This window comes from Comamonas terrigena NBRC 13299, assembly GCF_006740045.1.
GTDB lineage: Bacteria > Pseudomonadota > Gammaproteobacteria > Burkholderiales > Burkholderiaceae_C > Comamonas > Comamonas terrigena.
Window position 1 is genome coordinate 2,115,063 of record NZ_AP019749.1, and the last position, 23,105, is coordinate 2,138,167.

Here is a 23,105-nt window from a genome sequence, read left to right on the forward strand (position 1 = left end):
GAATACGCCCCCCATGCAGCCCAGGGGCCGCTTGATTGGTACCGGCTGTGCGCAACTAACGCACGGCTTCAGTCCATTATTTGTTTCTATCTGCAAGGACATGTAGGGGAATGTCCTTTTCTACGGACAAGCGTTCTAAATCTGTACCAGCGGTGGTCTGCAGGAAGCGGGCGATTTGGTCGTGCACCGCCGGTGTGCGCATGGCCTGCACGCTGCCGTCGCACTCCACGCCTGCCAGGGCGCAGAGCTGGCGGGCAAAGTGGGGCTCCAGGGCGGCTACGGCTACATGCCCGTCGGCCGTGGCGTAGACACGATAGCCGGCATGGGCCCCGCCCACATCGCCGTTGGGAGTGGTCAGGCCCCAGTGCAGGGGCTGGGCCAGCCAGTGGGCCGCCTGGGCCAGGCCCACGTCGCGCACCACGCCGGTGCCGCTGCGTTCACGCTCCAGCAGGGCTTGCAGCAGGGCTTCGGCCGCGCTCAGGGCGCCGGCCATGTCGGCGTGCAGGCTGGTGGGCATGTGGCCGGGGCTGACCAGGCCGGCTTCGGCCTGGTAGGTCAGGTCGTGGCCGGGTTGGCTGGCTGCTTCGGCATTCAGATCCCCCTGAATGCGCACCATGCACAGCTGGGGGTAACGGGCGTGCAGGTGCTCCCAGTCCACTCCCAGCTTGATCAGGGCGCCCGGGCGGAAGGAGGTGATGAGCACATCGGTGACCAGCAGCTCCTGCTGCAGCAGCAGTTGGCCTTCCTCTGTTTTGAGATTGGCGTGCAGCACGCGCACACCCTGGTGCAGCTCGCGGTAGGCAGCAGGGCTGTACTGGGCCATGGGGTCGGCGCTGCTGCTGCCCTCGGGCGGTGGAGGCTCGAGCTTGGTGCAGATGGCGCCCATCTGGTGGCAGCGCAGCAGGGCGGCCGGCCCCGGCAGATTCAGCGCCAGGCTGAGGACGCGGATGCCTTGAAGTGTGGGGTGGTGTCTCATGGTGATCTTGTGGTTTTGATAAGGGCGGCAACGCTGCTGCGGATGGCTATCCGTCTTTATAGCCGGTATGCTGGCGCTGGCGTTCAGCCGCAGCGACAGCGTTTGCTCTGAAAATATGAGCCGGCTGTGCCCTGTGCAAGGGCTGTACAGGGCAAAAAACACATGGATTTCCCTGAGGCCGGCGCGGCACAGAGAGGTCTGCCTGCGCAATGCCGGGGGCGCAGGCATAAAAAAGCCGCCCGAAGGCGGCTTGGCAGAACACGACCGGCTGCAGCGCAGTGCGCCGCAGCCGTCGCATCTTCAGATCACGGCAGCAATGGACTTGCAGACGTGGTCGATGTTCTTGCTGTTCAGTGCGGCCACGCACATGCGGCCGGTGTCGGTGCCGTACACGCCGAATTCATTGCGCAGGCGCACCATCTGGTCCTTGGACAGGCCGGAGTAGCTGAACATGCCGATCTGGGTGGTGATGAAGCTCATGTCTTGCTGCACGCCGGCAGCCTTCAGGCCGTCCACCAGCTTCTGGCGCATGGCCTTGATGCGCACGCGCATCTCGCCCAGCTCGGCTTCCCACTGGGCACGCAGCTCGGGGTTGTTCAGCACGGCGGCCACCACAGCGCCACCGTGGGTGGGTGGGTTGGAGTAGTTGGTGCGGATGACGATCTTCAGCTGCGACAGCACGCGGGCTGCTTCTTCCTTGTCGTTGGCCACCACGGACAGGGCGCCCACGCGCTCGCCGTACAGGCTGAAGCTCTTGGAGAAGGAGGTGGAGACGAAGATGTTCAGGCCAGCGGCCACGAACTTGGCGATCACGGCGCCGTCCTCGGCCAGGCCGTAGCCAAAGCCTTGGTAGGCCATGTCCAGGAAGGCGACCAGGCCCTTGGCCTTGACCACTTCGATCACTTTGTCCCACTGGGCGGGGGTGATGTCATAGCCGGTGGGGTTGTGGCAGCAGGCGTGCAGCACCACCACAGTGCCGGGGGCTGCTGCGCTCAGGTCGGCGATCATGCCTTCGAAGTTGATGGCGCGGTTGGCGGCATCGTAGTACTTGTAGCTGTCCACTTCAAAACCGGCGTTCTGGAAGATGGCGCGGTGGTTTTCCCAGCTGGGGTCGGAGATCAGCACCTTGGCGTTGGGGTTGAGCTTCTTCAGGAAGTCTGCGCCGATCTTCAGGCCGCCCGTACCGCCCACGGCCTGCACGGTGGACACGCGGCCGGACTTGACCACGTCGGACTCGGCGCCGAACACCAGGGCCTTCACGCCGTTGTCGTAGGCAGCGATGCCGTCGATGGGCAGGTAGCCGCGGGCGGTGGGCTTGTCCATCATGGCCTTTTCAGCAGCCTGCACGCACTGCAGCAGGGGCAGCTTGCCGTTATCGTCGAAATACACGCCCACGCCCAGGTTCACTTTGTTGGGGTTGTTGTCGGCGGCGAATTGATCATTCAGGCCCAGGATCGGATCGCGGGGAGCCATCTCGACGGCGGTAAACAGAGACATGAAAAGTCCTTGATGGTGGAAATAAAGCGGGGAGCCCCCAAGTACTGCGGTAGTCTTGAGAGTTGCCCCGTTATTTTAGCCCCGGGCAGCGTCATGCGTTGAGCACATAACACCATGCAAGAAGCTATTGATACCGCGCCAGAAGGCACTTTTGTGCATTTCCCCGATTCGCCCTTCGAGCTGTTCCAGCCGTACCCGCCGGCAGGAGACCAGCCTGCGGCCATTGCCAAGCTGGTGGAAGGCATTGAGGACGGTGAGGCTTTTCAGACCTTGCTGGGGGTGACAGGTTCGGGCAAGACCTTCACCATGGCCAATGTGATTGCCCGCATGGGGCGGCCGGCCATTGTGTTTGCGCCCAACAAGACGCTGGCTGCACAGCTGTACAGCGAGTTCCGCGAGTTCTTCCCGAACAACGCGGTGGAATACTTTGTCAGCTACTACGATTATTACCAGCCCGAAGCCTATGTGCCGCAGCGCGACCTGTTCATTGAAAAGGACAGCGCCATCAACGAGCACATCGAGCAGATGCGGCTGTCGTGTACCAAAAGCCTGATGGAGCGGCGCGATGTGGTGATCGTGGCCACCGTCTCGGCGATCTACGGTATCGGCGAGCCGGAGAGCTACCACCGCATGGTGATGACACTGCGCACCGGCGATACGCTGAGCCAGCGCGATGCGATCGCCCAGCTGATCCGCATGCAGTACCAGCGCAACGACCAGGAGTTCACGCGCGGCAAGTTCCGCGTGCGCGGGGACACCATCGATGTGTTCCCGTCGGAAAACTCGGAGCTGGCGCTGCGCATCGAACTGTTTGACGATGAGGTGGACAGCCTGCAACTGTTCGATCCGCTGACCGGGCGCGTCAAGCAAAGCATCCCGCGCTTTACCGTCTACCCCAGCAGCCACTATGTGACGCCGCGCGACAAGGTGCTGGCGGCGGTGGAGACCATCAAGCTGGAGCTGGCCGAACGCCTGAAGCAATTGGTGGGCGACGGCAAACTGGTGGAAGCCCAGCGCCTGGAGCAGCGCACGCGCTTCGATCTGGAAATGCTGTCCGAAGTGGGGCACTGCAAGGGCATCGAGAACTACACGCGCCACCTGTCGGGCTCGAACCCGGGCGATCCGCCCAGCACGCTGACCGACTACATGCCCAAGGACTCGCTGATGTTCCTGGATGAGAGCCACCAGATGATCGGCCAGCTCAACGCCATGTACAACGGTGACAAGGCGCGCAAGACCACGCTGGTGGAATATGGCTTCCGCCTGCCGTCGGCGCTGGACAACCGTCCACTGAAATTCGAGGAGTTCGAGCAGCGCATGCGCCAGGTGGTGTTTGTCTCTGCCACGCCGGCGGACTACGAAAAGACGCACTCCGGCCAGGTGGTGGACCAGGTGGTGCGGCCCACCGGACTGGTCGATCCGGAAATTGAAGTGCGTCCTGCCACCCACCAGGTGGACGATGTGCTGCAGGAAATTCGCAAGCGGTCGGACGTGGGGGAGCGGGTGCTGATCACCACGCTGACCAAGCGCATGGCCGAGCAGCTGACCGACTACCTGACGGACAACGGAGTGAAGGTGCGCTATCTGCACTCGGATGTGGACACGGTGGAGCGTGTGGAAATCATCCGCGACCTGCGCCTGGGGGCTTTTGACGTGCTGGTGGGCATCAATCTGCTGCGCGAAGGCCTGGACATTCCCGAGGTGTCGCTGGTGGCCATCCTGGATGCGGACAAGGAAGGCTTTCTGCGTGCCGAGCGCAGCCTGATCCAGACCATCGGCCGCGCGGCGCGCAATCTCCACGGCAAGGCCATTCTGTATGCGGACCGGATCACGGATTCGATGCGCAAGGCCATCGACGAAACCGAACGCCGTCGCGTCAAGCAGATGGCGTACAACGAAGCGAATGGAGTGGTTCCGCAGGCTATTGTCAAGAGGGTGAAAGACCTGATTGATGGGGTCTACAGCGAAAAGAGCGGAAAAGAGGCCAAGCAACTCGAAGTACGCCAGCGTCAGGTCGAGGAAGTGCAGGAACTTTCCGAAAAGGAAATGGCCAAAGAAATCAAGCGTCTCGAGAAGGAGATGCTGGAGTTCGCGCGCAACCTGGAATTCGAGCAGGCCGCCCGTGCGCGCGATCAGTTGGCTGCGTTGAAGACGCGGATGTTGGGTGTCTAGGCATGCCGCCTGTCGGGGGAAACCGCGGGGCCGAGAAGGTCTCGCTATGCCCGCAAGCGACAAAAACCATGGTATCCGACAAATTTGATGGGGTTTATGCTATACTCCTGTCAATAACTCAACAACAACACACTTCGAAACAAAGAAGGGCTCTGGACCTTTTATAGGGCGGAGTAAGGGCGGAGACGGTGTCGGTACCAGGCATCCACTTGGCCGACGTTTCTGTAACCACAAGCCTGATTGAAGGAGCTCGCGATGCGTCTCACTACCAAAGGCCGCTTTGCGGTCACTGCCATGATCGACTTGGCCCTGCGCCAGAACAACGGTCCTGTCACCCTGGCGGCCATCAGCCAACGCCAGCAAATTTCGCTCTCTTATCTGGAGCAGTTGTTCGGCAAGCTGCGCCGCCATGAACTGGTGGAGTCGACCCGTGGTCCTGGTGGTGGATACACCCTGGCACGCAAGGCGGCCGACATCACCGTGGCCGACATCATTGTGTCGGTGGACGAGCCCATTGACGCCACCCAGTGTGGCGGCAAGGAAAACTGCATGGGCGAAGCCGGCCGTTGCATGACCCACGAGCTGTGGGCCGCACTGAACCAGCGCATGGTCGAGTTTCTGGACTCCGTCACCCTGCAAAAGCTGGTGGACGAGCAGATCGCCAAGGGCGTTCAGATCGAGGACAAGCCGGTCGTGCGCCGTGCGATCTCGACCGCGCCGGTGGTCAAGCCCATCCGCGTGAACGCCCCGAATTCGGTTTTTGCCCTGGGCAACGCCTTCGCAAAATCCTGATTCGGCGGGTGCGTGCTGGTCCCTCGGGAGCGGCGCCCACCCGGACAACGGCCAATTATTTCGGCACATTCATTTCGGCATATTCAATTGCCAGCCTGATTTCATAGAGCCAGCCATGGACATGACCCCGCACTTCCCCATCTACCTTGACTACGGCGCCACCACGCCTGTGGATCCCCGCGTCGTGGACGCCATGATCCCGTGGCTGCGCGAGCATTTCGGCAACGCTGCCTCGCGCAGCCATGCCTGGGGTTGGGAGGCGGAGGAAGCCATCGAGAAGGCGCGCCAGCAAGTTGCAGACCTGATTGGCGCCGATCCGCGTGAAATCGTCTGGACCAGCGGTGCCACGGAATCCGACAACCTGGCCATCAAGGGCGCGGCCCAGTTCTACAAGGGCAAGGGCAAGCACCTGATCACCGTGAAGACCGAGCACAAGGCTGTGCTGGACACCATGCGTGAGCTGGAGCGCCAGGGCTTTGAAGTGACCTACCTGGATGTACAGGAAAACGGTCTGCTGGATCTGGAAGTCTTCAAGGCCGCCATCCGCCCCGACACCATCCTGGTGAGCGTGATGGCCGTGAACAACGAGATCGGCGTGATCCAGGACCTGAACACCATTGGCGGGATCTGCCGTGAGAAGGGCATCATCTTCCACGTGGATGCTGCACAGGCCACGGGCAAGATGCCGCTGGACATGCAGACCATGCCCATCGACCTGATGAGCCTGGCTTCGCACAAGACCTACGGCCCCAAGGGCATCGGCGCTCTGTATGTGCGCCGCAAGCCGCGCATCCGCCTGGAAGCGCAGATGCATGGTGGTGGCCATGAGCGCGGCATGCGCTCGGGCACGCTGCCCACCCACCAGATCGTGGGCATGGGCGAGGCCTTCCGCATCGCCAAGGACGAAATGGCACAGGACCTGGAGCACGCCAAGCGCCTGCAGCAGCGTCTGCTCGACGGCCTCAAGGATGTGGAGCAGGTCTTCGTGAACGGCGATCTGGAGCACCGCGTGCCCCACAACATGAACATCAGCTTCAACTACGTCGAAGGCGAGTCGCTGATCATGGGGATCAAGGGCCTGGCGGTGTCGTCGGGTTCGGCCTGCACCTCTGCCAGCCTGGAGCCCAGCTACGTGCTGCGTGCCCTGGGTCGCAGCGATGAACTGGCGCACAGCAGCCTGCGTATGACGATCGGCCGTTTCACCACGGAAGAGGAGATCGACTATGCCATCAGCACCATCCGCATCAACGTGGAAAAGCTGCGTGAACTCAGCCCCCTGTGGGAAATGTTCAAGGATGGCGTCGATCTGAGCACCATCCAGTGGGCCGCGCACTGAAGCGTCGCCAGCAGCACAGCACATACTGAAAATTCAAGAGGTAGACACCATGGCTTACTCTGACAAAGTTATTGACCACTATGAAAATCCCCGCAACGTGGGCTCCTTCGACAAGGGCGACGATTCGGTGGGTACCGGCATGGTGGGCGCTCCGGCCTGCGGCGACGTGATGAAGCTGCAGATCAAGGTCAATCCTTCGACCGGCGTGATCGAAGACGCACGCTTCAAGACCTACGGCTGCGGCTCGGCGATTGCCTCGTCGTCGCTGGTGACCGAATGGGTCAAGGGCAAGACGCTGGACGAAGCGGCTGCGCTGAAGAACAGCCAGATCGCTGAAGAACTGGCACTGCCGCCCGTGAAGGTGCACTGCTCCATCCTGGCAGAAGACGCCATCAAGGCAGCGGTCAACGACTACCGCACCAAGCACACTGCCACTGCGGAAGCCTGAAATGGCCATCACGCTGACAGAAGCGGCCGCACGCCATGTGGGGCGTTATCTGACGCGCCGCGGCAAGGGCATCGGCGTCCGCCTGGGGGTCAAGACCACGGGCTGCTCCGGCTTGGCCTACAAGCTGGAGTATGTGGACGGCGTGGAGGCCGAGGACATCGTGTTCGAAAGCCACGGCGTCAAGGTGCTGATCGATCCCAAGAGTCTGGCGTACATCGACGGAACCGAGCTGGATTTCGTGCGCGAAGGTCTGAACGAAGGCTTCAAGTTCCACAACCCCAACGAACGTGATCGTTGCGGCTGTGGCGAGAGCTTCCGCATCTGACGCGCTGTGAACGGCCTGCAGGCAGGCCGCCCATTCCTCCAAACCGCCACCGCAGCCGTGCTGGCGGTTTTTTATCGACATGAATCTGCAGTCTGACGATTTTGAACTGATGGGCCTGCCGCGCCAGTTTGCCCTGGATCGTGCACAACTGGATGCGCGCTGGAAGGAACTGCAAAAGCAGGCACACCCGGACCGCTTTGCGGCCGAGGGCGCGGTGGCGCAGCGCGTGGCCATGCAATGGTCGGTGCGCATCAACGAGGCCTACCAACGCCTGAAGCAGCCACTCAAGCGTGCGGCCTATCTGTGCGAGTTGCTGGGCGCGCCGGTGCGTGCGGAAGACAACACCGCCATGCCGACGGCTTTTCTGATGCAGCAGATGGAATGGCGTGAAGCTCTGGATGATGCGGCCACGGAGGCGGACATCGACCGCCTGGAGCAGGAAGTGGCCGACTCCAAACGCGCCATGCTCCAGCGGTGCGAGCAATTGCTGGTGTCTCCCGAGGGAGCACAAAAAGCCGTGCAGGAGGTGAGATCCCTCATGTTCGTTGAGCGCTTTGCCCAGGACATCGATCGCCGCCGCGATCAACTGGGACAATAGGCTTCCTTCTTTTGTCGCAGCGCTGCAAGCGCGCTGCACATCTCTGTGGGGCAAGGGGGCACGCCGTGCCTGCCTTCCCTTGTGATTGCGAAGAATCCATGGCGTTACTGCAAATTTCTGAACCCGGCCAGTCTCCTGATCCGCACCAGCGGCGCATCGCCGTGGGCATTGACCTGGGAACCACCCATTCGCTGGTGGCTTCGGTGCGCAATGGCGTGGCCGAATGCCTGCCGGATATGCAGGGTCGTGTGCTGCTGCCTTCGGTGGTGCGCTATGCGCCCGAAGGCAAACGCCAGATCGGTTATGAGGCCCGGGGCCATGAGGTGGAAGACGCTGCCAACACCATCGTGTCGGTCAAGCGCTTCATGGGCCGCGGCCTGGCGGACATCGCCAACGCCGCACAGCTGCCCTATGTGCTGGAGCAGCCCGAAGACCAGGGCATGGTGGCCCTGTCGACACGGGCAGGCCGCAAGAGCCCGGTGGAGATCAGTGCCGAGATACTGGCCACCTTGCGCTACCGTGCCGAAGACAGTTTTGACAACGATCTGTACGGCGCGGTGATCACCGTGCCGGCCTATTTTGACGATGCCCAGCGCCAGGCGACCAAGGATGCCGCCCAACTGGCAGGCATCAACCTGCTGCGCCTGATCAACGAACCCACGGCGGCGGCCATTGCCTATGGCCTGGACAATGCCAGCGAAGGCGTTTACGCCGTCTACGACCTGGGGGGCGGCACGTTCGACATTTCCGTGCTGCGTCTGACGCAAGGGGTGTTCGAGGTGATTGCCACCGGTGGCGATTCTGCCTTGGGCGGTGACGACTACGACGCTGCGCTGGTGCAGTGGGTGCTGGAACGTACCCCGGTGCAGCCCGCCCACGGCGAAGACCGTGCAGCCCTGCGTGTGGCAGCCCGGGCGTGCAAGGAAGCCCTGACAGACGCAGACAGCGCCGCATTTGCAGCCACGCTGTCGGGGGGGGCGCAGATCGCCTTGGAGGTGACACGCGCCGATTTCGATGCCGCCACTGCACACCTGACCAAGCGTTCGCTGGCCGCCGTGCGCCGCGCCTTGAAGGACGCGGAACTGGTGGTCGAGGATGTCCAGGGGGTGGTGATGGTGGGGGGCTCCACCCGCATGCCCCAGGTGCAGCAGGCGGTGGGCGCTTATTTCAACCAGACGCCGCTGACCAACCTGAATCCGGATGAGGTGGTGGCGCTGGGCGCCGCCATCCAGGCCAACCAGCTGGCAGGCAACAACAGTGCCGGCGATCTGCTGCTGCTGGACGTGATTCCGCTGTCGCTGGGGGTGGAAACCATGGGCGGGCTGGTGGAGCGCATCGTGGCGCGCAACGAAACCATTCCCTCGGCCCGTGCGCAGGACTTCACCACCTACAAGGATGGTCAGACCGCCATGGCCATCCATGTGGTGCAAGGGGAGCGCGATCTGGTGGCCGACTGCCGCAGCCTGGCGCGTTTCGAGCTGCGTGGCATTCCGCCGATGGCGGCCGGTGCGGCGCGCATCCGCGTGACGTTCACGGTGGATGCCGATGGTCTGCTGTCGGTCAGCGCCAAGGAACAGCTCAGTGGTGTGGAAGCGCACATCGACGTCAAGCCGTCCTACGGCCTGTCGGATGCCCAGGTGGCCCAGATGCTGCAGGATGGCTTCAACACTGCTCAGGAAGACATGAAGGCCCGTGCGCTGGTGGAAGCCCGCGTGGACGCCGACCGCATGCTGCTGGCCACGCACAGTGCGCTGGCCGCCGATGGCGATGTGCTCAGCGCTGCCCAGCGTGCCGAGATCGACCAGTTGATGGACGCTTTGAGCCAGGCCAAGGGCTCGGACGATGTGGCCGTGGTGGAAGCCGCCACGCAGGCGCTGGCCAAGGGCACGGAAGCCTTTGCCGCCGAGCGCATGAACCGTGGCATCCGCGAAGCCCTGGCTGGCAAGAACGTGCAATCCATTTCCTAAAATCTGACCCCATGCCTGTTATCAAAATTCTTCCCCATCCCGAATACTGTCCTCAAGGCGCCCAGGTGGAGGCGCCTGCTGGTACCTCCATCTGCGAAGCCCTGCTGGACAACGGCATCAAGATCGAGCATGCCTGCGACATGAGCTGCGCCTGCACCACCTGCCACGTGATCGTGCGTGCGGGTGGGGCGTCGCTGAATGAAGCCGAGGAGGAAGAGGAAGACCTGCTGGACCGCGCCTGGGGCCTGGAGCCACAATCACGCCTGTCCTGCCAGGCCATCCTGGCGCAGCAGGACGTGACGGTGGAGATTCCCAAGTACTCCATCAACCACGCCAAGGAAAACCACTGATATGTCACGGCTGATCGTTCTCGATACGGAAACCACGGGTCTGTCGGCCGTCGACGGCGACCGCATCGTGGAGCTGGGGTGCGTGGAGCTGGTGAACCGCAAGCTCACCGGCAACAACCTGCACCTGTACTTCAATCCCGAGCGCGACAGCCATGAGGAGGCCTTGCGCGTTCACGGCCTGACCACCGAGTTCCTGCGTGACAAGCCCAAGTTCGCCGAGAAGGCGCAGGACATCCTGGCCTATCTGCAGGACGCCGAGCTCATCATCCACAACGCGCCGTTCGACGTCGGTTTCCTGAACAAGGAGTTCGATCGCCTGGGGCTGAAGCCGCTCAAGAGCTATGTCAGCGCCGTCACCGACACGCTGGCGATGGCCAAGGAGCTGTTCCCCGGCAAGCGCAATTCGCTGGATGCGCTGTGCGACCGCCTGGAAGTGGACAACAGCGGACGCACCTTGCACGGCGCCTTGCTGGATGCGGAGTTGCTGGCCGACGTCTACATCAACATGACCCGCGGGCAGGATGCGCTGCTGATCATGGAAGACGAGGCCCCTTCGGCTTCCCAGGTGAATACAGAGCTTGGCAGCCAGCAGCGTGTGGACCTGTCCCGCATTGCGCTGCAGGTGCTGCGCGCCAATGAGCAGGAGCTGGCCAGCCATGAGGCGGTGCTGGCCGAGTTGGACAAGTCCAGCGACGGCAAGACCATCTGGCGCACTGCGGAGCAGGCCGCCGCCTGATGCACACTGCGGTGTGCTGCCCGCGCGGGGTAGCATGCCGTGCCGCCATCGGCGTCAAATACCGCTGCTGCGCGTAGGCGTTCGCGGCAAAGCGTCCCAGGCAGGCTAGGATGCGGGGCTTATGACCGATACCCGCTCCCGCGATCTCATCACCCAGATCGTTCACCACCCCTACGTTCCCCCGGCCGATTTTGTCGCCCCCCAGCCGCCGGTGCACAAAGGCTCCACGGTGCTGTTCCCCAATGTGGCGGCCATGCGCGAGCGCCGCTGGCTGGACAAGAGCAGCTACACCTACGGCCTGCACGGCACACCCACCACCTACCAGCTGGAAGAGCGCCTGTGCGCACTGGAAGGCGGCTTGCAGTGTCTGTTGGTGCCCAGCGGCCTGTCGGCGCTGACCACGGTGTCGCTCGCGTTGCTGAATGCTGGCGATGAAGTGCTGGTGCCTGACAACGCCTACGGTCCCAACAAGGATTTCACCGAGATCGAGCTCAAGCGCCTGGGCATAGCCCATGCGTTCTACGATGCCATGAACCTGGCCGATCTGGAGGCCAAGATCACGCCCGCCACCAAGCTGGTGTGGCTGGAAGCACCCGGCTCGGTGAGCATGGAATTTCCGGATCTGGCGGCCTTGGTGCGCCTGTGCCGCGAACGCGGCGTGAAGACGGTGCTGGACAACACCTGGGGTGCGGGCCTGGCCTTCCGGCCCTTCGACCTGCTGGCCGACGGCGGCAGCCTGGGGGTGGACATCACGGCCCATGCGCTGACCAAATACCCCAGCGGCGGAGGCGATGTGCTGATGGGCAGCATCATCACCCGCGATGCCAATCTGCACATGCGCATCAAGCTCACCCATATGCGTCTGGGCATTGGCATTGGTGCCAACGATGCGGAACTGCTGCTGCGCTCTCTGCCCAGCGTGGGTCTGCGTTACCAGGCCCACGATGTGGCGGCGCGCGATCTGGCGCGGTGGCTGGGCCAGCAGCCGGCCGTGGTGCAGGTGCTGCACCCGGCGCTGGAAGAGGCTCCGGGCCATGTGCACTGGAAGGCGCTGTGCGGAGCCGCCCACGGCGGCCAAGGTGCCGCAGCAGGCCTGTTCAGCGTGGTGATCGACCCCAAGTACGGGCAGGACGCCGTGGACCGTTTCTGCGACAGCCTGCAGCTTTTCAAGCTGGGTTACAGCTGGGGCGGCCCCATCAGTCTGGTGGTGCCCTATGACATCGAGCGCATGCGCAGCCAGCCGCATGCGCAGCTCAAGACCGGGACCGTCGTGCGCTTTTCGATCGGTCTGGAGCAGGTCGACGACCTGCGTGCCGACCTGGCGCAGGCGCTGTCTCAGGCGTTTGCCTGATTGCACTGAGCGTGCGCCGCAAAAAAAGCCGGGCATTGCCCGGCTTTTTTGTGGTCGCTGTCCGTGCCGTGTTCAGCGGCTGCCGGAGAGGTCCATTTCTTCGTAGCGCACGATGCGGGTGCCTTTGGCCCATTTGTAGCCGAACCAGATCAGCAGAAACAGCGGCAGGCCGATGTAGGTAGCGATGACGCCGGTCCAGTCGATGCTGTCCTTGGTGAAGGCTTCGTAGTTCTGGCCCAGGGTGATGACCAGGCACAGCACAAAGGCAAAGATGGGGCCGAAGGGAAAGGCTGCTGCGCGGTAGGGTAGCTGGTCCAGCTGGTAGCCCTGTGCTTCGCAGCCTTTGCGGAAGCGGTAATGGCTGATGGCAATGCCCAGCCAGGCCACAAAACCGCACATGCCCGACAGGTTCAGCAGCCAGATGTAGACCGCTTGCGGGCTGAAGATATTGGTCAGAAAGCACAGCGCGGCGACCACGGTGGTGGCGACCAGGGCCATGATCGGCACACCGCGGGCATTGACGTGGGCAAACAAGCGGGGCGCCATGCCTTGCTGGGCCAGCGCATACAGCATGCGGGTGGAGGCATACATGCCCGAGTTGCCGGCCGACAGCACCGATGTCAGCACCACGGCATTCATCACGGCCGCGGCACCCAGCAGGCCGGCGCGTTCAAACACCAGGGTGAAGGGGCTGACGCTGATGTCGCCCACATCGTTCTTCAGCAGTTGCGGATCGGTATAGGGGATCAGCAGGCCGATGATCAGGATGGAGAACACATAGAACAGCAGGATCCGCCAGAACACCTTGCGCACGGCGCGGGGCACGTTCCTGGCCGGGTCTTCGGATTCGCCGGCGGCAATGCCGATCAGCTCCGTCCCCTGGAAGGAAAAGCCCACAATCATGGCCACACCGATCAGCGCGGCAAAACCGCCGGCGAACGGCGCATCTCCGGCGCTGAAGTTGGCGATATTGCCCCACAGGCCTTCGGGCGCACCGCCTTGCAGGATGCCCAGGATCATCAGCAGGCCCACCGCAATGAAGACCAGCACCGTGGTCACCTTGATGGCGGCAAACCAGAATTCCGACTCGCCGAAGCCCTTGGCCGACAGGGCGTTGAGCCCCACCATCAGGGCCAGAAACAGTGCGCTCCACAGCACGCCGTTGCTCTCCGGGAACCAGTAGGCCATCACCAGCTGGGCGGCCACCAGGTCCACGGCAATCGTCACGGCCCAGTTGTACCAGTAGTTCCAGCCCAGGGCGAAGCCAAAGCCTTCGTCCACATACTTGGCGCCATAGGTGGCGAACGAGCCGGAGACTGGCAGGTGCGAGGCCATCTCGCCCAGGCTGGTCATCAGGAAGTAGACCATCAGACCGACGACCATATAGGCCAGCAGTGCGCCGCCGGGGCCTGCTTGCGAGATGGTGGCGCCCGAGGCGACAAACAGGCCGGTGCCGATGGAGCCGCCGATGGCAATCATCGACATATGGCGCGGCTTGAGGCTGCGGTGCAGCGCGGAAGGCTGGCCGGAAGAGGAGGAATCTGCTGCCATGGGTGATGCAGTCGTATCGTCAAAAAAGCAAGATCCCAGGCGGTGGCCTGGTTGCCCGCACCAAAGACAAAGGCCGCAGACAATGCGGCCTTGAAAGCTGGAACGGGGGCGTTCGGAGGCAGATTGTGCGCGATGGGGTGCATCGCCGGAGACGATGGGGTTAATGACCCTACAGGCAGTTTAGAGCTGCTAATGCCCGTCGTGTGTGGGCTGCCAGGGGCACCGGGACGTGGGCACCACGCAGCGCTGTGCGTGATCCTGCTGGTTGCGGGCCGTGCTCTGCGCCGGCCATGAACGTTGCGGCCCCTGGATGGCTGCCGCAGGGACCCAAACGCGGTTTAATCGCTGCATTGGCAATGCCCCCTGGGCTGGAGTTTTGCATGACCGATCACACGGCTTTGGAGATTCAACGCATCGCACCCCGCAGCAGCGACCTGGGCGAAGGCCTGATGGTGGCGCGCACCTTGCCCAGCCGGGCACGCCGCATGGTGGGGGCCTGGTGCTTTCTGGACCATATCGGCCCGACGCATTTTGCGGACGGCCAGGGCCTGCACGTGGGCGCGCATCCGCACACGCGTCTGCAGACCTTCACCTGGATGATCGAGGGTGAAATTCTGCACCGCGACAGCCTGGGCAACGAGCAGGTGATCCGACCCGGACAGGTCAATCTGATGACGGCGGGCCATGGCATTTCCCATACGGAGGATTCGGCGCAGCCCGGTCAGCGCCTGCATGCGGCCCAGCTGTGGATTGCCTTGCCCGATGCAGTGGCCGAATGCCCGCCGGACTTTGCCCATTACCCGGATCTGCCCCAATGGAACGACGCCCAGGCACCCGCGGTGCGCTGCGCGCTGATGGCCGGTCAGTACGCCGGCCATACTGCGCCCACGGCGGTGCATTCCCCGTTGCTGGGGCTGGAGTTGCGCAACACCGGCAGCACGCCGGTCACGGTGGCACTGGCATTGGCACCGGGTTTCGAGCATGGGCTGATGGCGCTGGAAGGCGGCTTCACTCTGGCAGGTCAGGACTTTGCCATGGACGAGCTGGCCTATGTGGCCCCCGGGCCTGACCAGGCTGCGCTGCAGCTGGCGCCGGGCGCGCGCGTGCTGCTGCTGGGCGGCACGCCGCTGGGCGAGGCCGTGACCATGTGGTGGAATTTTGTCGGTCCGGACCTGGCCAGTATCCGGGGTTACCGCGCCGAATGGGAAGCGGCCAGCCCGCGCTTTGGCAGTGTGCCCGGCGGGGAAGGGCGGCGCATTGCGGCCCCTGCCTTGCCGTGAGCCCCCCTGACGCCACACAGCAGGGGGGACGCCGTGCCCTGTGGCGCACCCAGCTGGGCATGGCGCTGTTCTGGCTGGCGGCGCTGGGTGCGCTTTACCTGGCCATGGACCGCTGGCTGCAGCCCGCTGTGATCACCGTGCAGGCCGATGGCAGCGTGCAGCTGCAGCGCCACCGGAACGGGCATTTCTATGCCGCTGGGCATGTCAATGGCCAACCGGTGCAGTTCATGGTGGACACCGGCGCGACGGCGGTGGCGGTGACCGATGCCCTGGCCGAAGCCGCCGGGCTGCGTGGCGGGCGGTCCGCCACTTTTTCCACCGCCAACGGCGACCGCCAGGGCCGGCTGGTGCGTGCCGACACGGTGGCCGTGGGGCCGCTCACGGTGCACCAGCTGACGGTGGGCACGGGCTACACCGGTGCCACACCGCAGTCCGCGCTGCTGGGGCAGAATTTCCTGCGGCACTTCGACGTGCGCATGCAGGGCGATGTGATGGAGCTGCGCCCACGCTGAGCCCACATTGAGTCCACATTGAGCCTGCGCTCGCCGTGCGGCGGCGCTGTGAGGCCTGGCCGAGGATGGGGCTGCAGGGGCGGGCGCCCGGCTGAATGCGGGCCGCTGGCATCCATGCCCGTGGGGTCTGCGCGTGGGGGCGGACATGCCCGCGCCATCATCACCCACCCTGCCACTTGCCATTAGCGGCATGAAAAAAGCAGCCCGCAGGCTGCTTGGGAAGGGGGCGCAGGGGACGGATCAGCCCAGCAGCAGGGCGTCGTCCGCCAGTTTTTCGCCGCGCACCTTCTCGAACATGTGCAGCAGATCGGGTACGTCCATCTGGGCGCGCTCTTCGCCGCTGACGTCCAGCACCACGTTGCCCTGGTGCAGCATCACGGTGCGCTCGCCCACGTCCAGGGCCTGGCGCATGCTGTGCGTCACCATCATGGTGGTCAGCTTGCTCTCGGCCACGATGCGGGCGGTGAGTTGCAGCACGAAGTCGGCGGTGCGGGGGTCCAGCGCGGCGGTGTGTTCGTCCAGCAGCAGGATGCGCGAGGGCTGCAGTGCCGCCATCAGCAGGCTCACGGCCTGGCGCTGGCCGCCCGACAGCAGACCGATGCGGTCTGTGAGGCGGTTTTCCAGGCCCAGGCCCAGCGTGGCCAGACGTTCGCGGTACAGCTCGCGGTTCTGGGCCTTGACGGCACTGCTCAGACCGCGCGATGTGCCGCGGCGGTGGGCCAGGGCCATGTTTTCTTCGATGGTCAGGTCCTCGCAGGTGCCGGCCATCGGATCCTGAAAGACGCGGGCCACCCGGTGGGCACGGTCCCAGACGGGGCGGCGTGTCATGTCTTCGCCGGCAATGTGGATGCTGCCCTTGTCCACGCTCTGGTCGCCGGAGATGGCGTTCAGGAAGGTGGACTTGCCGGCCCCGTTGGAGCCGATGACGGTGACAAACTGGCCGTCCGGAATGTCCAGCGACAGGCCGCGCAGCGCGCGGGTTTCGATGGGCGTGCCGGGGTTGAAGGTGAGTTCGAGTTTTTTGGCGCTCAGCATGGGTTCACAACTTTCTTCAATGGTGGGCGCATCAGGGCTTGCGGCTCCACTTGCGCTTGAGCTGGGGAATCACCAGCGCCACGGTCACGAGCAGGGCGGTCACCAGGTTCAGATCCTGGGCCTTGAGGCCTATGAAGTCGCTGTTCAGCGCTGCTGCAATGAAGAAACGGTAGACGATGGCACCCACCACCACGGCCAGCGTGCACCAGACGATCTTGCGCGAAGGCAGGATGGATTCACCCACGATCACGGCGGCCAGGCCGATCACGATGGTGCCGATACCCATGGAGATATCGGAGCCGCCCTGGGTCTGTACGAACATGGCGCCGGCCAGGCCCACCAGGGCGTTCGAGATGGCCATGCCCAGCAGGATCATGCCGCCGGTGTTCACGCCCTGGGAGCGGGCCATGCGGGCGTTGGAGCCGGTGGCACGAATGGCCAGGCCGCGTTCGGTGGCGAAGAACCAGTCCAGTGCCAGCTTGGCCGCGACCACGATCGCCAGCAGCAGCAGCGGGCGGAAGATGTAGTCGTCAATGCCCTCGGGCTGGAGCATGTTGAAGATGGTGGGGTCGTTGATCAGCGGGATGTTGGGGCCGCCCATGACGCGCAGGTTCACGGAGTACAGCGCAATCATCATCAGGATGGAGGCCAGCAGGTCCATGATCTTCAGACGCACATTCAGCCAGCCGGTGATCAGCCCGGCCACGGCGCCGGCCGCGGTGGCGGCCAATGTGGCCAGCCAGGGATTGATGCCGGCGGCAATCAGCACGGCGCAGACCGCGCCACCCAGAGGGAAGCTGCCGTCCACGGTCAGGTCGGGAAAGCGCAGCAGGCGGAACGAAATGAAGACACCGAGCGCCACGAGGGCGAAGATCAGGCCGATTTCGATGGCGCCGAAAAATGAGAACAGGGACATGGACGGGGGCAGGCGCCGGGCGCCACACTTGGGGGGGAATGAACAAAGGCAGGGCCAAGTGTACTTGGCGCCTGCCTTGGGTCTGCCCGGCAAGGGCAGACAACACTCAGGGGATGGAAGGGCCCGAAAGGGCTTACTTCACCACCTCAGCGGCGGACTTCACCAGTTCGTCGCTCAGCTTGATGCCTTGCTTCTCGGCAGCGCCGGGGTTCACGAACAGTTCCATCTTGGTGCTGACTTCAGGCTTGATGGCGCCGGGCTTTTCACCCTTGAGGATGCGCACCACCATGCGGCCGGTCTGCTCGCCCAGATCGCGGTAGTTGATGCCATAGGCAGCCACAGCGCCGCGCTTGACGGAGTCGGTGTCCGAAGCCACCAGCGGGATCTTGGCGTCCTGGCCGACCTTGACCAGCGATTCGTAGGCCGACACCACGTTGTTGTCGGTGTTGGTGTAGATCACGTCCACTTTGCCGATCAGCGAACGGGCGGCGCTGCCCACGTCCACGGAACGGGGGGCGGCGGCTTCCACCAGGGTCAGGCCCAGGGTGGGCAGCAGCTTCTGCAGTTCCTTGACCACGACCACCGAGTTGGCTTCGCCGGGGTTGTAGACCATGCCGATGCGCTTGGCGTTCGGTGCGACCTTCTTGACCAGCTCCATCTGCTTGTCCAGGGCCAGCAGGTCGGACACGCCGGTCACGTTGGTCTTGGACGGTTCCCAGCTGGGCACCAGCTTGGCGGCCACGGGGTCGGTCACGGCGGAGAACACCACGGGCACGGTCTTGCTGGCGGCGACCACGGCCTGGGCCGAGGGGGTGGCGATGGCGACGATGGCATCGGGCTTGTCACCCACGAACTTGCGGGCGATCTGGGCGGCGGTGCCGGTGTTGCCCTGGGCGCTTTGGTACTGCCACTTCAGGCTCTTGCCTTCTTCGTAGCCGGCGGCCTTCAGCGCGTCCTTGACGCCGTCACGCACGGCGTCCAGGGCCGGGTGTTCGACGATGGCAGTCACCGCCACGGACTTTTGCTCGGCCGCTTGTGCGGGGGCGATGGCAGCGATGGCCAGTGCCATTGCACCCAGCGGTGCCCAGGTCAGATGCTTCATGTAGCTATCTCCAGCTTTTGTTGGTTTGGAATGCCTGCTGTGTTTGCGAGAAGGGGCTGCGCAGGACCTTGCTGCTCCTCGGCGGGCAAGTCTAAAGCACGACCGTGCCGAATGGAGTGCGGCGAAACACTGGTTTGTGACGCTTTTCTGACGGCGTGCAGTTTTCCTGCAGGCCACGCTGCGGGTTTGCACTTAGATACAAGGGCTGCGCAAAAAAACACACGAAAAAATGCCCGTGCAGCCATATCTATGCTGTGTCAGAAGCTATGGTTTTTTCTGGTGCAGCCCGGGGTGTGCGGTGCACCAATCTGCTGCAATTTCCCGCAGTTCACGCACTCTTTGATGCCAGGCGCAGCGCGCGTGAGCGATGGTGGTGCGCGCGGAGCCGACCGCTGCTGGAGAAGATGGTCGCCGTGTCCGCCCCGGCTTTTTTGCACTCAGACAAATGAGACGCTGACTTTCACTGCTTGCTGGTGGGCAAATACCAGTCACCCCATCAGCAAAGGCCGCAGGGCATGCGCAGGGAAACAGGCATGGAACGGTGGCCTTTGCTGATGCGCCGCCTGTCCATCCGGGACTTGATGGCAGGCAGCATATTGTGTAGGTGGCGTTCGGGGGCATCGAGTTCCCCGGGCGCGATGATAAACGGCCGCCATGGGCTGGCCGCCGCAGCCGTGCGCCGCTTCAGCGGTGCAGCTCGTATTCCAGCGCCCAGAAGTAGTCCCAGACATGGTGTTGACTGCGGTAGGCCCAGGGGGCCACGGCGGCCAGCAACTGCTCGCGGCTGGGGAAGTTCTTCAGCACCCGGTGCACCGATCCATCGGCCAGCGGGCGCAGCTGGTAGCTGTTGCCGGCTGCGTCGCGCTCGGCAATCGGGGTGTTGCTGCCGGGCACATACCGGTTGTCCATGAAGACCACGCGCGCGCCGGGTTGCAGCACCGCGTGCAGGCTCTGCAAAAAGGCGGGAATGCGCTCCAGCGGAATGTGCGACCACCAGAAACCGGCCAAGGCCGCCTCAAAGGGCAGGCCGCTGGCATCGTGCGCGGGTGGCTGGTAGGCATCGCCGATCTGCAGCTGCACCTGCGGAAAGCGTGCCGCTGGCATGCGCGTGCGGGCGATCTGCAGGGTCTCGGTGGCGCTGTCGATGCCCAGCACACGGGTGGCGTGGGGCGCGTAGAACGGTGTCCAGTAACCGGTGCCGCAGGCGATCTCCAGCACCGAGCGGCCGCTGAACACGCCGGGCAGCCAGGCTTCCATCTGGCGCAGATCGGCCTGGCGCTCAGGCTTGCGGTAGATCTGGTCGTATTCGCCGGCGCGGGCGGCGTAGTAGTCCTGCATGCCTTCCTCCTTCTGGTTGATTCTGGTGCATCCCTCCCGCACGCGCCACCCAGCGTGTTGCGTTGCGGTGGATGCCTGATTTCGGGCGAAAAAAAGGCCTGCAGAGCAGGCCGGGTGTGCACAGAGTGCCTGGGGTTTACATCCCCGAGTAGTTGGGGCCGCCGCCGCCTTCGGGCGTGACCCAGACGATGTTCTGTGTCGGGTCCTTGATGTCGCAGGTCTTGCAGTGCACGCAGTTCTGGGCGTTGATCTGCAGGCGCTGGGCATCGCCGCCCTTGTCGGTGTCGGCCACGAATTCGTAGACGCCGGCCGGGCAGTAGCGCGCCTCGGGGCCGGCAAACTTGGCCAGGTTGACGTTGACGGGCACCGAAGCGTCCTTGAGCGTCAGGTGGGCCGGCTGGTCTTCGCTGTGGTTGGTGTTGCTGATGAACACGCTGGACAGGCGGTCAAACGTCAGCTTGCCATCGGGCTTGGGATAGTCGATGGGGGTGCACTCTGCCGCGGGCTTCAGGTACACATGGTCGGGCTTGTCGCGGTGCAGCGTCCAGGGGATGTTGCCCTTCAGGACGAACTGCTCCAGGCCGTTCATGATGGTGGCAGTGGACAGGCCCTTCTTGAACCAGGTCTTGAAGTTGCGGGCCTTCCACAGTTCGTCGTACAGCCAGCTGTTTTCGAAGGCGGTTTCGTAGGCGCTCAGCACATCGCCCTGGCGGCCGGCGGTCACGGCGTCATAGATGGCGTCGGCCGCCATCATGCCGGTCTTGATCGCGGCGTGGCTGCCCTTGATACGGGACACGTTCAGGAAGCCGGCGTCGCAGCCCACCAGCGCGCCACCGGGGAACACGAACTTGGGCAGGCTCAGAATGCCGCCGGCCGTGATGGCGCGGGCGCCATAGGAAATGCGCTTGGCCGGCTTGATGCCCTTGGCCTCATCGCCTTCCAGGTAGTAGCGGATGTTGGGATGGGTCTTCCAGCGCTGCATCTCCTCGAACGGAGACAGGTAGGGGTTGGCATAGTCCAGACCCACCACATAGCCCAGCGTGACCAGGTTGTCTTCCAGGTGGTAGAGGAAGCCGCCGCCATAGGTCTTGTTGTCCATGGGCCAGCCGCCGGTGTGCAGCACCATGCCGGCCTGGTGGCGGGCAGGGTCGATTTCCCACAGTTCCTTGATGCCGATACCGTAGGTTTGCGGGTCCTTGTCGGCATCCAGCTGGTACTTGGCAATCAGTTGCTTGCCCAGGTGGCCGCGTGCGCCTTCGGCGAACACGGTGTACTTGCCGTGCAGCTCCATGCCCAGCTGGAATTCACCAGTGGGCTCGCCATCCTTGCCCACGCCCATGTTGCCGGTGGCCACGCCCTTGATGGAGCCGTCTTCGTTGAACAGCACTTCGGCCGCGGCAAAGCCCGGGAAAATTTCCACGCCCAGGGCCTCGGCCTGGTCGGCCAGCCACTTGCTGAAGAAGCCCAGGCGCACGATGTAGTTGCCTTCGTTGTGGAAGCACTGGGGCAGCAGGAAGTTGGGGGTGCGCAGCGAGCCCTTCTCGCTCAGGAACACCATGGCGTCGGTGGTGACGGGCTGGTTCAGCGGTGCGCCTTTTTCCTTCCAGTCGGGGATCAGCTCGTTCAGTGCCTTGGGGTCCATGATGGCGCCGGACAGCGTGTGCGCACCAGGTTCGGAGCCTTTTTCCAGCACCACGACAGAAATGTCCTGGCCTTTTTCGGCGGCCAGCTGCTTGAGGCGGATGGCGGTCGACAGGCCTGCAGGGCCGCCACCGACCACCACCACGTCGTATTCCATGGCCTCGCGTGGTCCGTACTGGGCCAAGATTTCTTCGTTTGTCATCGGGGTGTCTCGCTTATAAATAGTGAAAATCCGGAGGGCCTGAAGCCGGTGCTGCAGCGCCGCAAATTGCGGCTGATTCTATGCGTGCTGAAGGCATCTCCCAATAACTTGCGCGGCACTTACGGGGAGTCAACCCTGAAATATGACGGCTTGTCGGCATTTTTCTGACACCTTGGTGACGCATGGCGGTGGCAGCCTTGCCGCATTGCGAGGGGTTGCCTGCGCAGGATGCGAAGGTGGCGGGCCGGGGCAGGGGCTGTCCACCGGCTGGCTCAGGGCATGCCGCCATGGGACAAGGTAGCGTCATGCGCGGTGTCCGAAGCCGCACCGCACACCGTGTCGCACGCCGTGGCAGGTTCCCCTCACAAAGAACGGGGAAGGCGAAGACCATTCATTGTCGGCAGTGACTGCAATAGAATGAATAAGAACCATTCTTGTTTGATTTGCAGCGGACCGACCGGCTCCTATATGCCTTCCAGCCTCCCATCTTCTTCGCGGGACATCGCCACCCTGTATCTGGACCACCACAGCTGGTTGCTGGCCTGGCTGCGCCGGAGGCTGTCGAACGCCTGCGACGCCGCGGATCTGACCCAGGACACTTTTGTGCGCATCCTGGGAGCCAGGGAGGTGGCTGCGATCGAGACGCCGCGTGCCTACCTGACGACCGTGGCCAAGGGCGTGCTGGTGAACTGGTACCGGCGCCAGGCACTGGAGCAGGCGTACCTGGAGGCCCTGGCGCTGTTGCCCGAGCCGCAGGCCCCTTCACCTGAGCAACGCGCGCTGGTGCTGGAGACGCTGCAGGAGATCGATGCCATGCTGGACACGCTGGCGCCCGTGGTGCGCCGCACCTTCCTGCTGTCGCAGCTGGAGGGTATGAAATACGAAGACATTGCCCTGCAGCTGGGGGTGTCGCTGACCAGCGTCAAACGCTATATGGCCCAGGCGTTCCGCCAATGCCTGCAACTGGTGGAGTGAACAGG

Annotated in this window: 21 protein-coding genes; 13 read left to right on the top strand and 8 right to left on the bottom strand. The window is 63.8% G+C overall.

All coding sequences use genetic code 11. The features are described 5' to 3' along the window. Positions 1-76: 76 nt before the first annotated feature. Together CT3_RS09620 and CT3_RS09625 are read right to left on the bottom strand one after the other, a co-directional pair. Entirely contained in the window at positions 77-976 is a 900-nt protein-coding gene (locus CT3_RS09620; protein ID WP_066534432.1) for a CoA transferase, read from the bottom strand. A 300-nt stretch (positions 977-1,276) separates the two neighbouring features. Next, positions 1,277-2,473, bottom strand: a complete 1,197-nt coding sequence (locus tag CT3_RS09625; protein ID WP_066534428.1) for an amino acid aminotransferase — start codon at positions 2,471-2,473, stop codon at positions 1,277-1,279. 114 nt (positions 2,474-2,587) lie between these two features. Between CT3_RS09625 and uvrB the strand changes: the two genes are divergently transcribed. From uvrB to CT3_RS09675, 10 genes are all read left to right on the top strand, one after another. Then, a complete protein-coding gene (gene uvrB / locus CT3_RS09630) occupies positions 2,588-4,645 on the top strand; it encodes an excinuclease ABC subunit UvrB (protein ID WP_066534424.1) in 2,058 nt (685 codons plus the stop codon). Positions 4,646-4,900: 255 nt separating this feature from the next. Next, a complete protein-coding gene (gene iscR, locus CT3_RS09635) occupies positions 4,901-5,437 on the top strand; it encodes a Fe-S cluster assembly transcriptional regulator IscR (protein ID WP_066534422.1) in 537 nt (178 codons plus the stop codon). A 115-nt stretch (positions 5,438-5,552) separates the two neighbouring features. Continuing rightward, the gene (locus CT3_RS09640; RefSeq protein ID WP_066534419.1) at positions 5,553-6,773 is read left to right on the top strand and encodes an IscS subfamily cysteine desulfurase; all 1,221 of its coding nucleotides are present in this window, start codon (positions 5,553-5,555) and stop codon (positions 6,771-6,773) included. 49 nt (positions 6,774-6,822) lie between these two features. After that, entirely contained in the window at positions 6,823-7,221 is a 399-nt protein-coding gene (iscU, locus tag CT3_RS09645) for a Fe-S cluster assembly scaffold IscU (protein ID WP_066534417.1), read from the top strand. Position 7,222: 1 nt separating this feature from the next. Then, a complete protein-coding gene (iscA, locus tag CT3_RS09650) occupies positions 7,223-7,546 on the top strand; it encodes an iron-sulfur cluster assembly protein IscA (RefSeq protein WP_066534414.1) in 324 nt (107 codons plus the stop codon). Positions 7,547-7,625: 79 nt separating this feature from the next. Then, positions 7,626-8,144, top strand: coding sequence for a Fe-S protein assembly co-chaperone HscB (gene hscB, locus CT3_RS09655; RefSeq protein ID WP_066534411.1), 519 nt, complete (start codon positions 7,626-7,628; stop codon positions 8,142-8,144). A 98-nt stretch (positions 8,145-8,242) separates the two neighbouring features. Next, positions 8,243-10,111 carry a Fe-S protein assembly chaperone HscA gene (gene hscA / locus CT3_RS09660; protein WP_066534408.1) on the top strand — a complete coding sequence of 623 codons (1,869 nt, stop codon included), beginning with the start codon at positions 8,243-8,245 and terminating at the stop codon, positions 10,109-10,111. 11 nt (positions 10,112-10,122) lie between these two features. After that, positions 10,123-10,461 carry an ISC system 2Fe-2S type ferredoxin gene (fdx, locus tag CT3_RS09665; protein WP_066534401.1) on the top strand — a complete coding sequence of 113 codons (339 nt, stop codon included), beginning with the start codon at positions 10,123-10,125 and terminating at the stop codon, positions 10,459-10,461. Position 10,462: 1 nt separating this feature from the next. Then, positions 10,463-11,197: a DNA polymerase III subunit epsilon gene (gene dnaQ, locus CT3_RS09670; RefSeq protein ID WP_066534399.1), complete on the top strand. Its 735-nt coding sequence runs from the start codon at positions 10,463-10,465 to the stop codon at positions 11,195-11,197. Positions 11,198-11,318: 121 nt separating this feature from the next. After that, entirely contained in the window at positions 11,319-12,548 is a 1,230-nt protein-coding gene (locus tag CT3_RS09675; protein ID WP_066534397.1) for a PLP-dependent transferase, read from the top strand. Between the two features lie 72 nt (positions 12,549-12,620). On the opposite strand, the gene CT3_RS09680 is transcribed toward CT3_RS09675, so the two are convergent. After that, on the bottom strand, positions 12,621-14,099 hold the full coding sequence (locus CT3_RS09680) for an amino acid permease (protein ID WP_066534394.1): 1,479 nt from the start codon (positions 14,097-14,099) through the stop codon (positions 12,621-12,623). Between the two features lie 380 nt (positions 14,100-14,479). Here CT3_RS09680 and CT3_RS09685 point away from each other — a divergent pair, with 380 nt between their 5' ends. Both CT3_RS09685 and CT3_RS09690 read left to right on the top strand, forming a co-directional pair. Beyond that, positions 14,480-15,379, top strand: a complete 900-nt coding sequence (locus tag CT3_RS09685) for a pirin family protein (protein ID WP_066534392.1) — start codon at positions 14,480-14,482, stop codon at positions 15,377-15,379. Beyond that, on the top strand, positions 15,376-15,891 hold the full coding sequence (locus CT3_RS09690; RefSeq protein WP_227657878.1) for a retropepsin-like aspartic protease family protein: 516 nt from the start codon (positions 15,376-15,378) through the stop codon (positions 15,889-15,891). The genes CT3_RS09685 and CT3_RS09690 overlap by 4 nt, the downstream gene beginning before the upstream one ends. A 240-nt stretch (positions 15,892-16,131) precedes the next feature. On the opposite strand, the gene CT3_RS09695 is transcribed toward CT3_RS09690, so the two are convergent. The 5 genes from CT3_RS09695 to CT3_RS09715 all read right to left on the bottom strand — a co-directional run bounded on the left by CT3_RS09695 (position 16,132) and on the right by CT3_RS09715 (position 22,125). After that, positions 16,132-16,926, bottom strand: coding sequence for an ABC transporter ATP-binding protein (locus CT3_RS09695; protein ID WP_066534390.1), 795 nt, complete (start codon positions 16,924-16,926; stop codon positions 16,132-16,134). 31 nt (positions 16,927-16,957) lie between these two features. Continuing rightward, on the bottom strand, positions 16,958-17,842 hold the full coding sequence (locus CT3_RS09700; RefSeq protein WP_066534388.1) for an ABC transporter permease: 885 nt from the start codon (positions 17,840-17,842) through the stop codon (positions 16,958-16,960). A 133-nt stretch (positions 17,843-17,975) separates the two neighbouring features. Next, positions 17,976-18,944, bottom strand: coding sequence for an ABC transporter substrate-binding protein (locus tag CT3_RS09705; RefSeq protein WP_066534387.1), 969 nt, complete (start codon positions 18,942-18,944; stop codon positions 17,976-17,978). Between the two features lie 684 nt (positions 18,945-19,628). Further along, positions 19,629-20,282: a class I SAM-dependent methyltransferase gene (locus tag CT3_RS09710; protein WP_066534386.1), complete on the bottom strand. Its 654-nt coding sequence runs from the start codon at positions 20,280-20,282 to the stop codon at positions 19,629-19,631. A gap of 136 nt (positions 20,283-20,418) precedes the next feature. After that, positions 20,419-22,125: an electron transfer flavoprotein-ubiquinone oxidoreductase gene (locus CT3_RS09715; protein WP_066534385.1), complete on the bottom strand. Its 1,707-nt coding sequence runs from the start codon at positions 22,123-22,125 to the stop codon at positions 20,419-20,421. 468 nt (positions 22,126-22,593) lie between these two features. On the opposite strand from CT3_RS09715, the gene CT3_RS09720 reads away from it, so the two are divergent. Then, entirely contained in the window at positions 22,594-23,100 is a 507-nt protein-coding gene (locus CT3_RS09720; protein WP_066534383.1) for a sigma-70 family RNA polymerase sigma factor, read from the top strand. Positions 23,101-23,105: the final 5 nt, after the last annotated feature.

What these genes read in the sequence shown, in the direction of transcription:
- hscB (WP_066534411.1), top strand. Translation starts at nt 7,626, where the DNA reads ATGAATCTGCAGTCTGACGATTTTGAACTGATGGGCCTGCCGCGCCAG.
- CT3_RS09675 (WP_066534397.1), top strand. Translation starts at nt 11,319, where the DNA reads ATGACCGATACCCGCTCCCGCGATCTCATCACCCAGATCGTTCACCAC.
- fdx (WP_066534401.1), top strand. Translation starts at nt 10,123, where the DNA reads ATGCCTGTTATCAAAATTCTTCCCCATCCCGAATACTGTCCTCAAGGC.
- CT3_RS09620 (WP_066534432.1), bottom strand. Translation starts at nt 976, where the DNA reads ATGAGACACCACCCCACACTTCAAGGCATCCGCGTCCTCAGCCTGGCG.
- iscU (WP_066534417.1), top strand. Translation starts at nt 6,823, where the DNA reads ATGGCTTACTCTGACAAAGTTATTGACCACTATGAAAATCCCCGCAAC.
- CT3_RS09695 (WP_066534390.1), bottom strand. Translation starts at nt 16,926, where the DNA reads ATGCTGAGCGCCAAAAAACTCGAACTCACCTTCAACCCCGGCACGCCC.
- dnaQ (WP_066534399.1), top strand. Translation starts at nt 10,463, where the DNA reads ATGTCACGGCTGATCGTTCTCGATACGGAAACCACGGGTCTGTCGGCC.
- hscA (WP_066534408.1), top strand. Translation starts at nt 8,243, where the DNA reads ATGGCGTTACTGCAAATTTCTGAACCCGGCCAGTCTCCTGATCCGCAC.
- CT3_RS09715 (WP_066534385.1), bottom strand. Translation starts at nt 22,125, where the DNA reads ATGACAAACGAAGAAATCTTGGCCCAGTACGGACCACGCGAGGCCATG.
- CT3_RS09720 (WP_066534383.1), top strand. Translation starts at nt 22,594, where the DNA reads ATGCCTTCCAGCCTCCCATCTTCTTCGCGGGACATCGCCACCCTGTAT.
- uvrB (WP_066534424.1), top strand. Translation starts at nt 2,588, where the DNA reads ATGCAAGAAGCTATTGATACCGCGCCAGAAGGCACTTTTGTGCATTTC.
- iscR (WP_066534422.1), top strand. Translation starts at nt 4,901, where the DNA reads ATGCGTCTCACTACCAAAGGCCGCTTTGCGGTCACTGCCATGATCGAC.
- CT3_RS09710 (WP_066534386.1), bottom strand. Translation starts at nt 20,282, where the DNA reads ATGCAGGACTACTACGCCGCCCGCGCCGGCGAATACGACCAGATCTAC.
- CT3_RS09705 (WP_066534387.1), bottom strand. Translation starts at nt 18,944, where the DNA reads ATGAAGCATCTGACCTGGGCACCGCTGGGTGCAATGGCACTGGCCATC.
- CT3_RS09625 (WP_066534428.1), bottom strand. Translation starts at nt 2,473, where the DNA reads ATGTCTCTGTTTACCGCCGTCGAGATGGCTCCCCGCGATCCGATCCTG.
- CT3_RS09680 (WP_066534394.1), bottom strand. Translation starts at nt 14,099, where the DNA reads ATGGCAGCAGATTCCTCCTCTTCCGGCCAGCCTTCCGCGCTGCACCGC.
- CT3_RS09685 (WP_066534392.1), top strand. Translation starts at nt 14,480, where the DNA reads ATGACCGATCACACGGCTTTGGAGATTCAACGCATCGCACCCCGCAGC.
- iscA (WP_066534414.1), top strand. Translation starts at nt 7,223, where the DNA reads ATGGCCATCACGCTGACAGAAGCGGCCGCACGCCATGTGGGGCGTTAT.
- CT3_RS09640 (WP_066534419.1), top strand. Translation starts at nt 5,553, where the DNA reads ATGGACATGACCCCGCACTTCCCCATCTACCTTGACTACGGCGCCACC.
- CT3_RS09700 (WP_066534388.1), bottom strand. Translation starts at nt 17,842, where the DNA reads ATGTCCCTGTTCTCATTTTTCGGCGCCATCGAAATCGGCCTGATCTTC.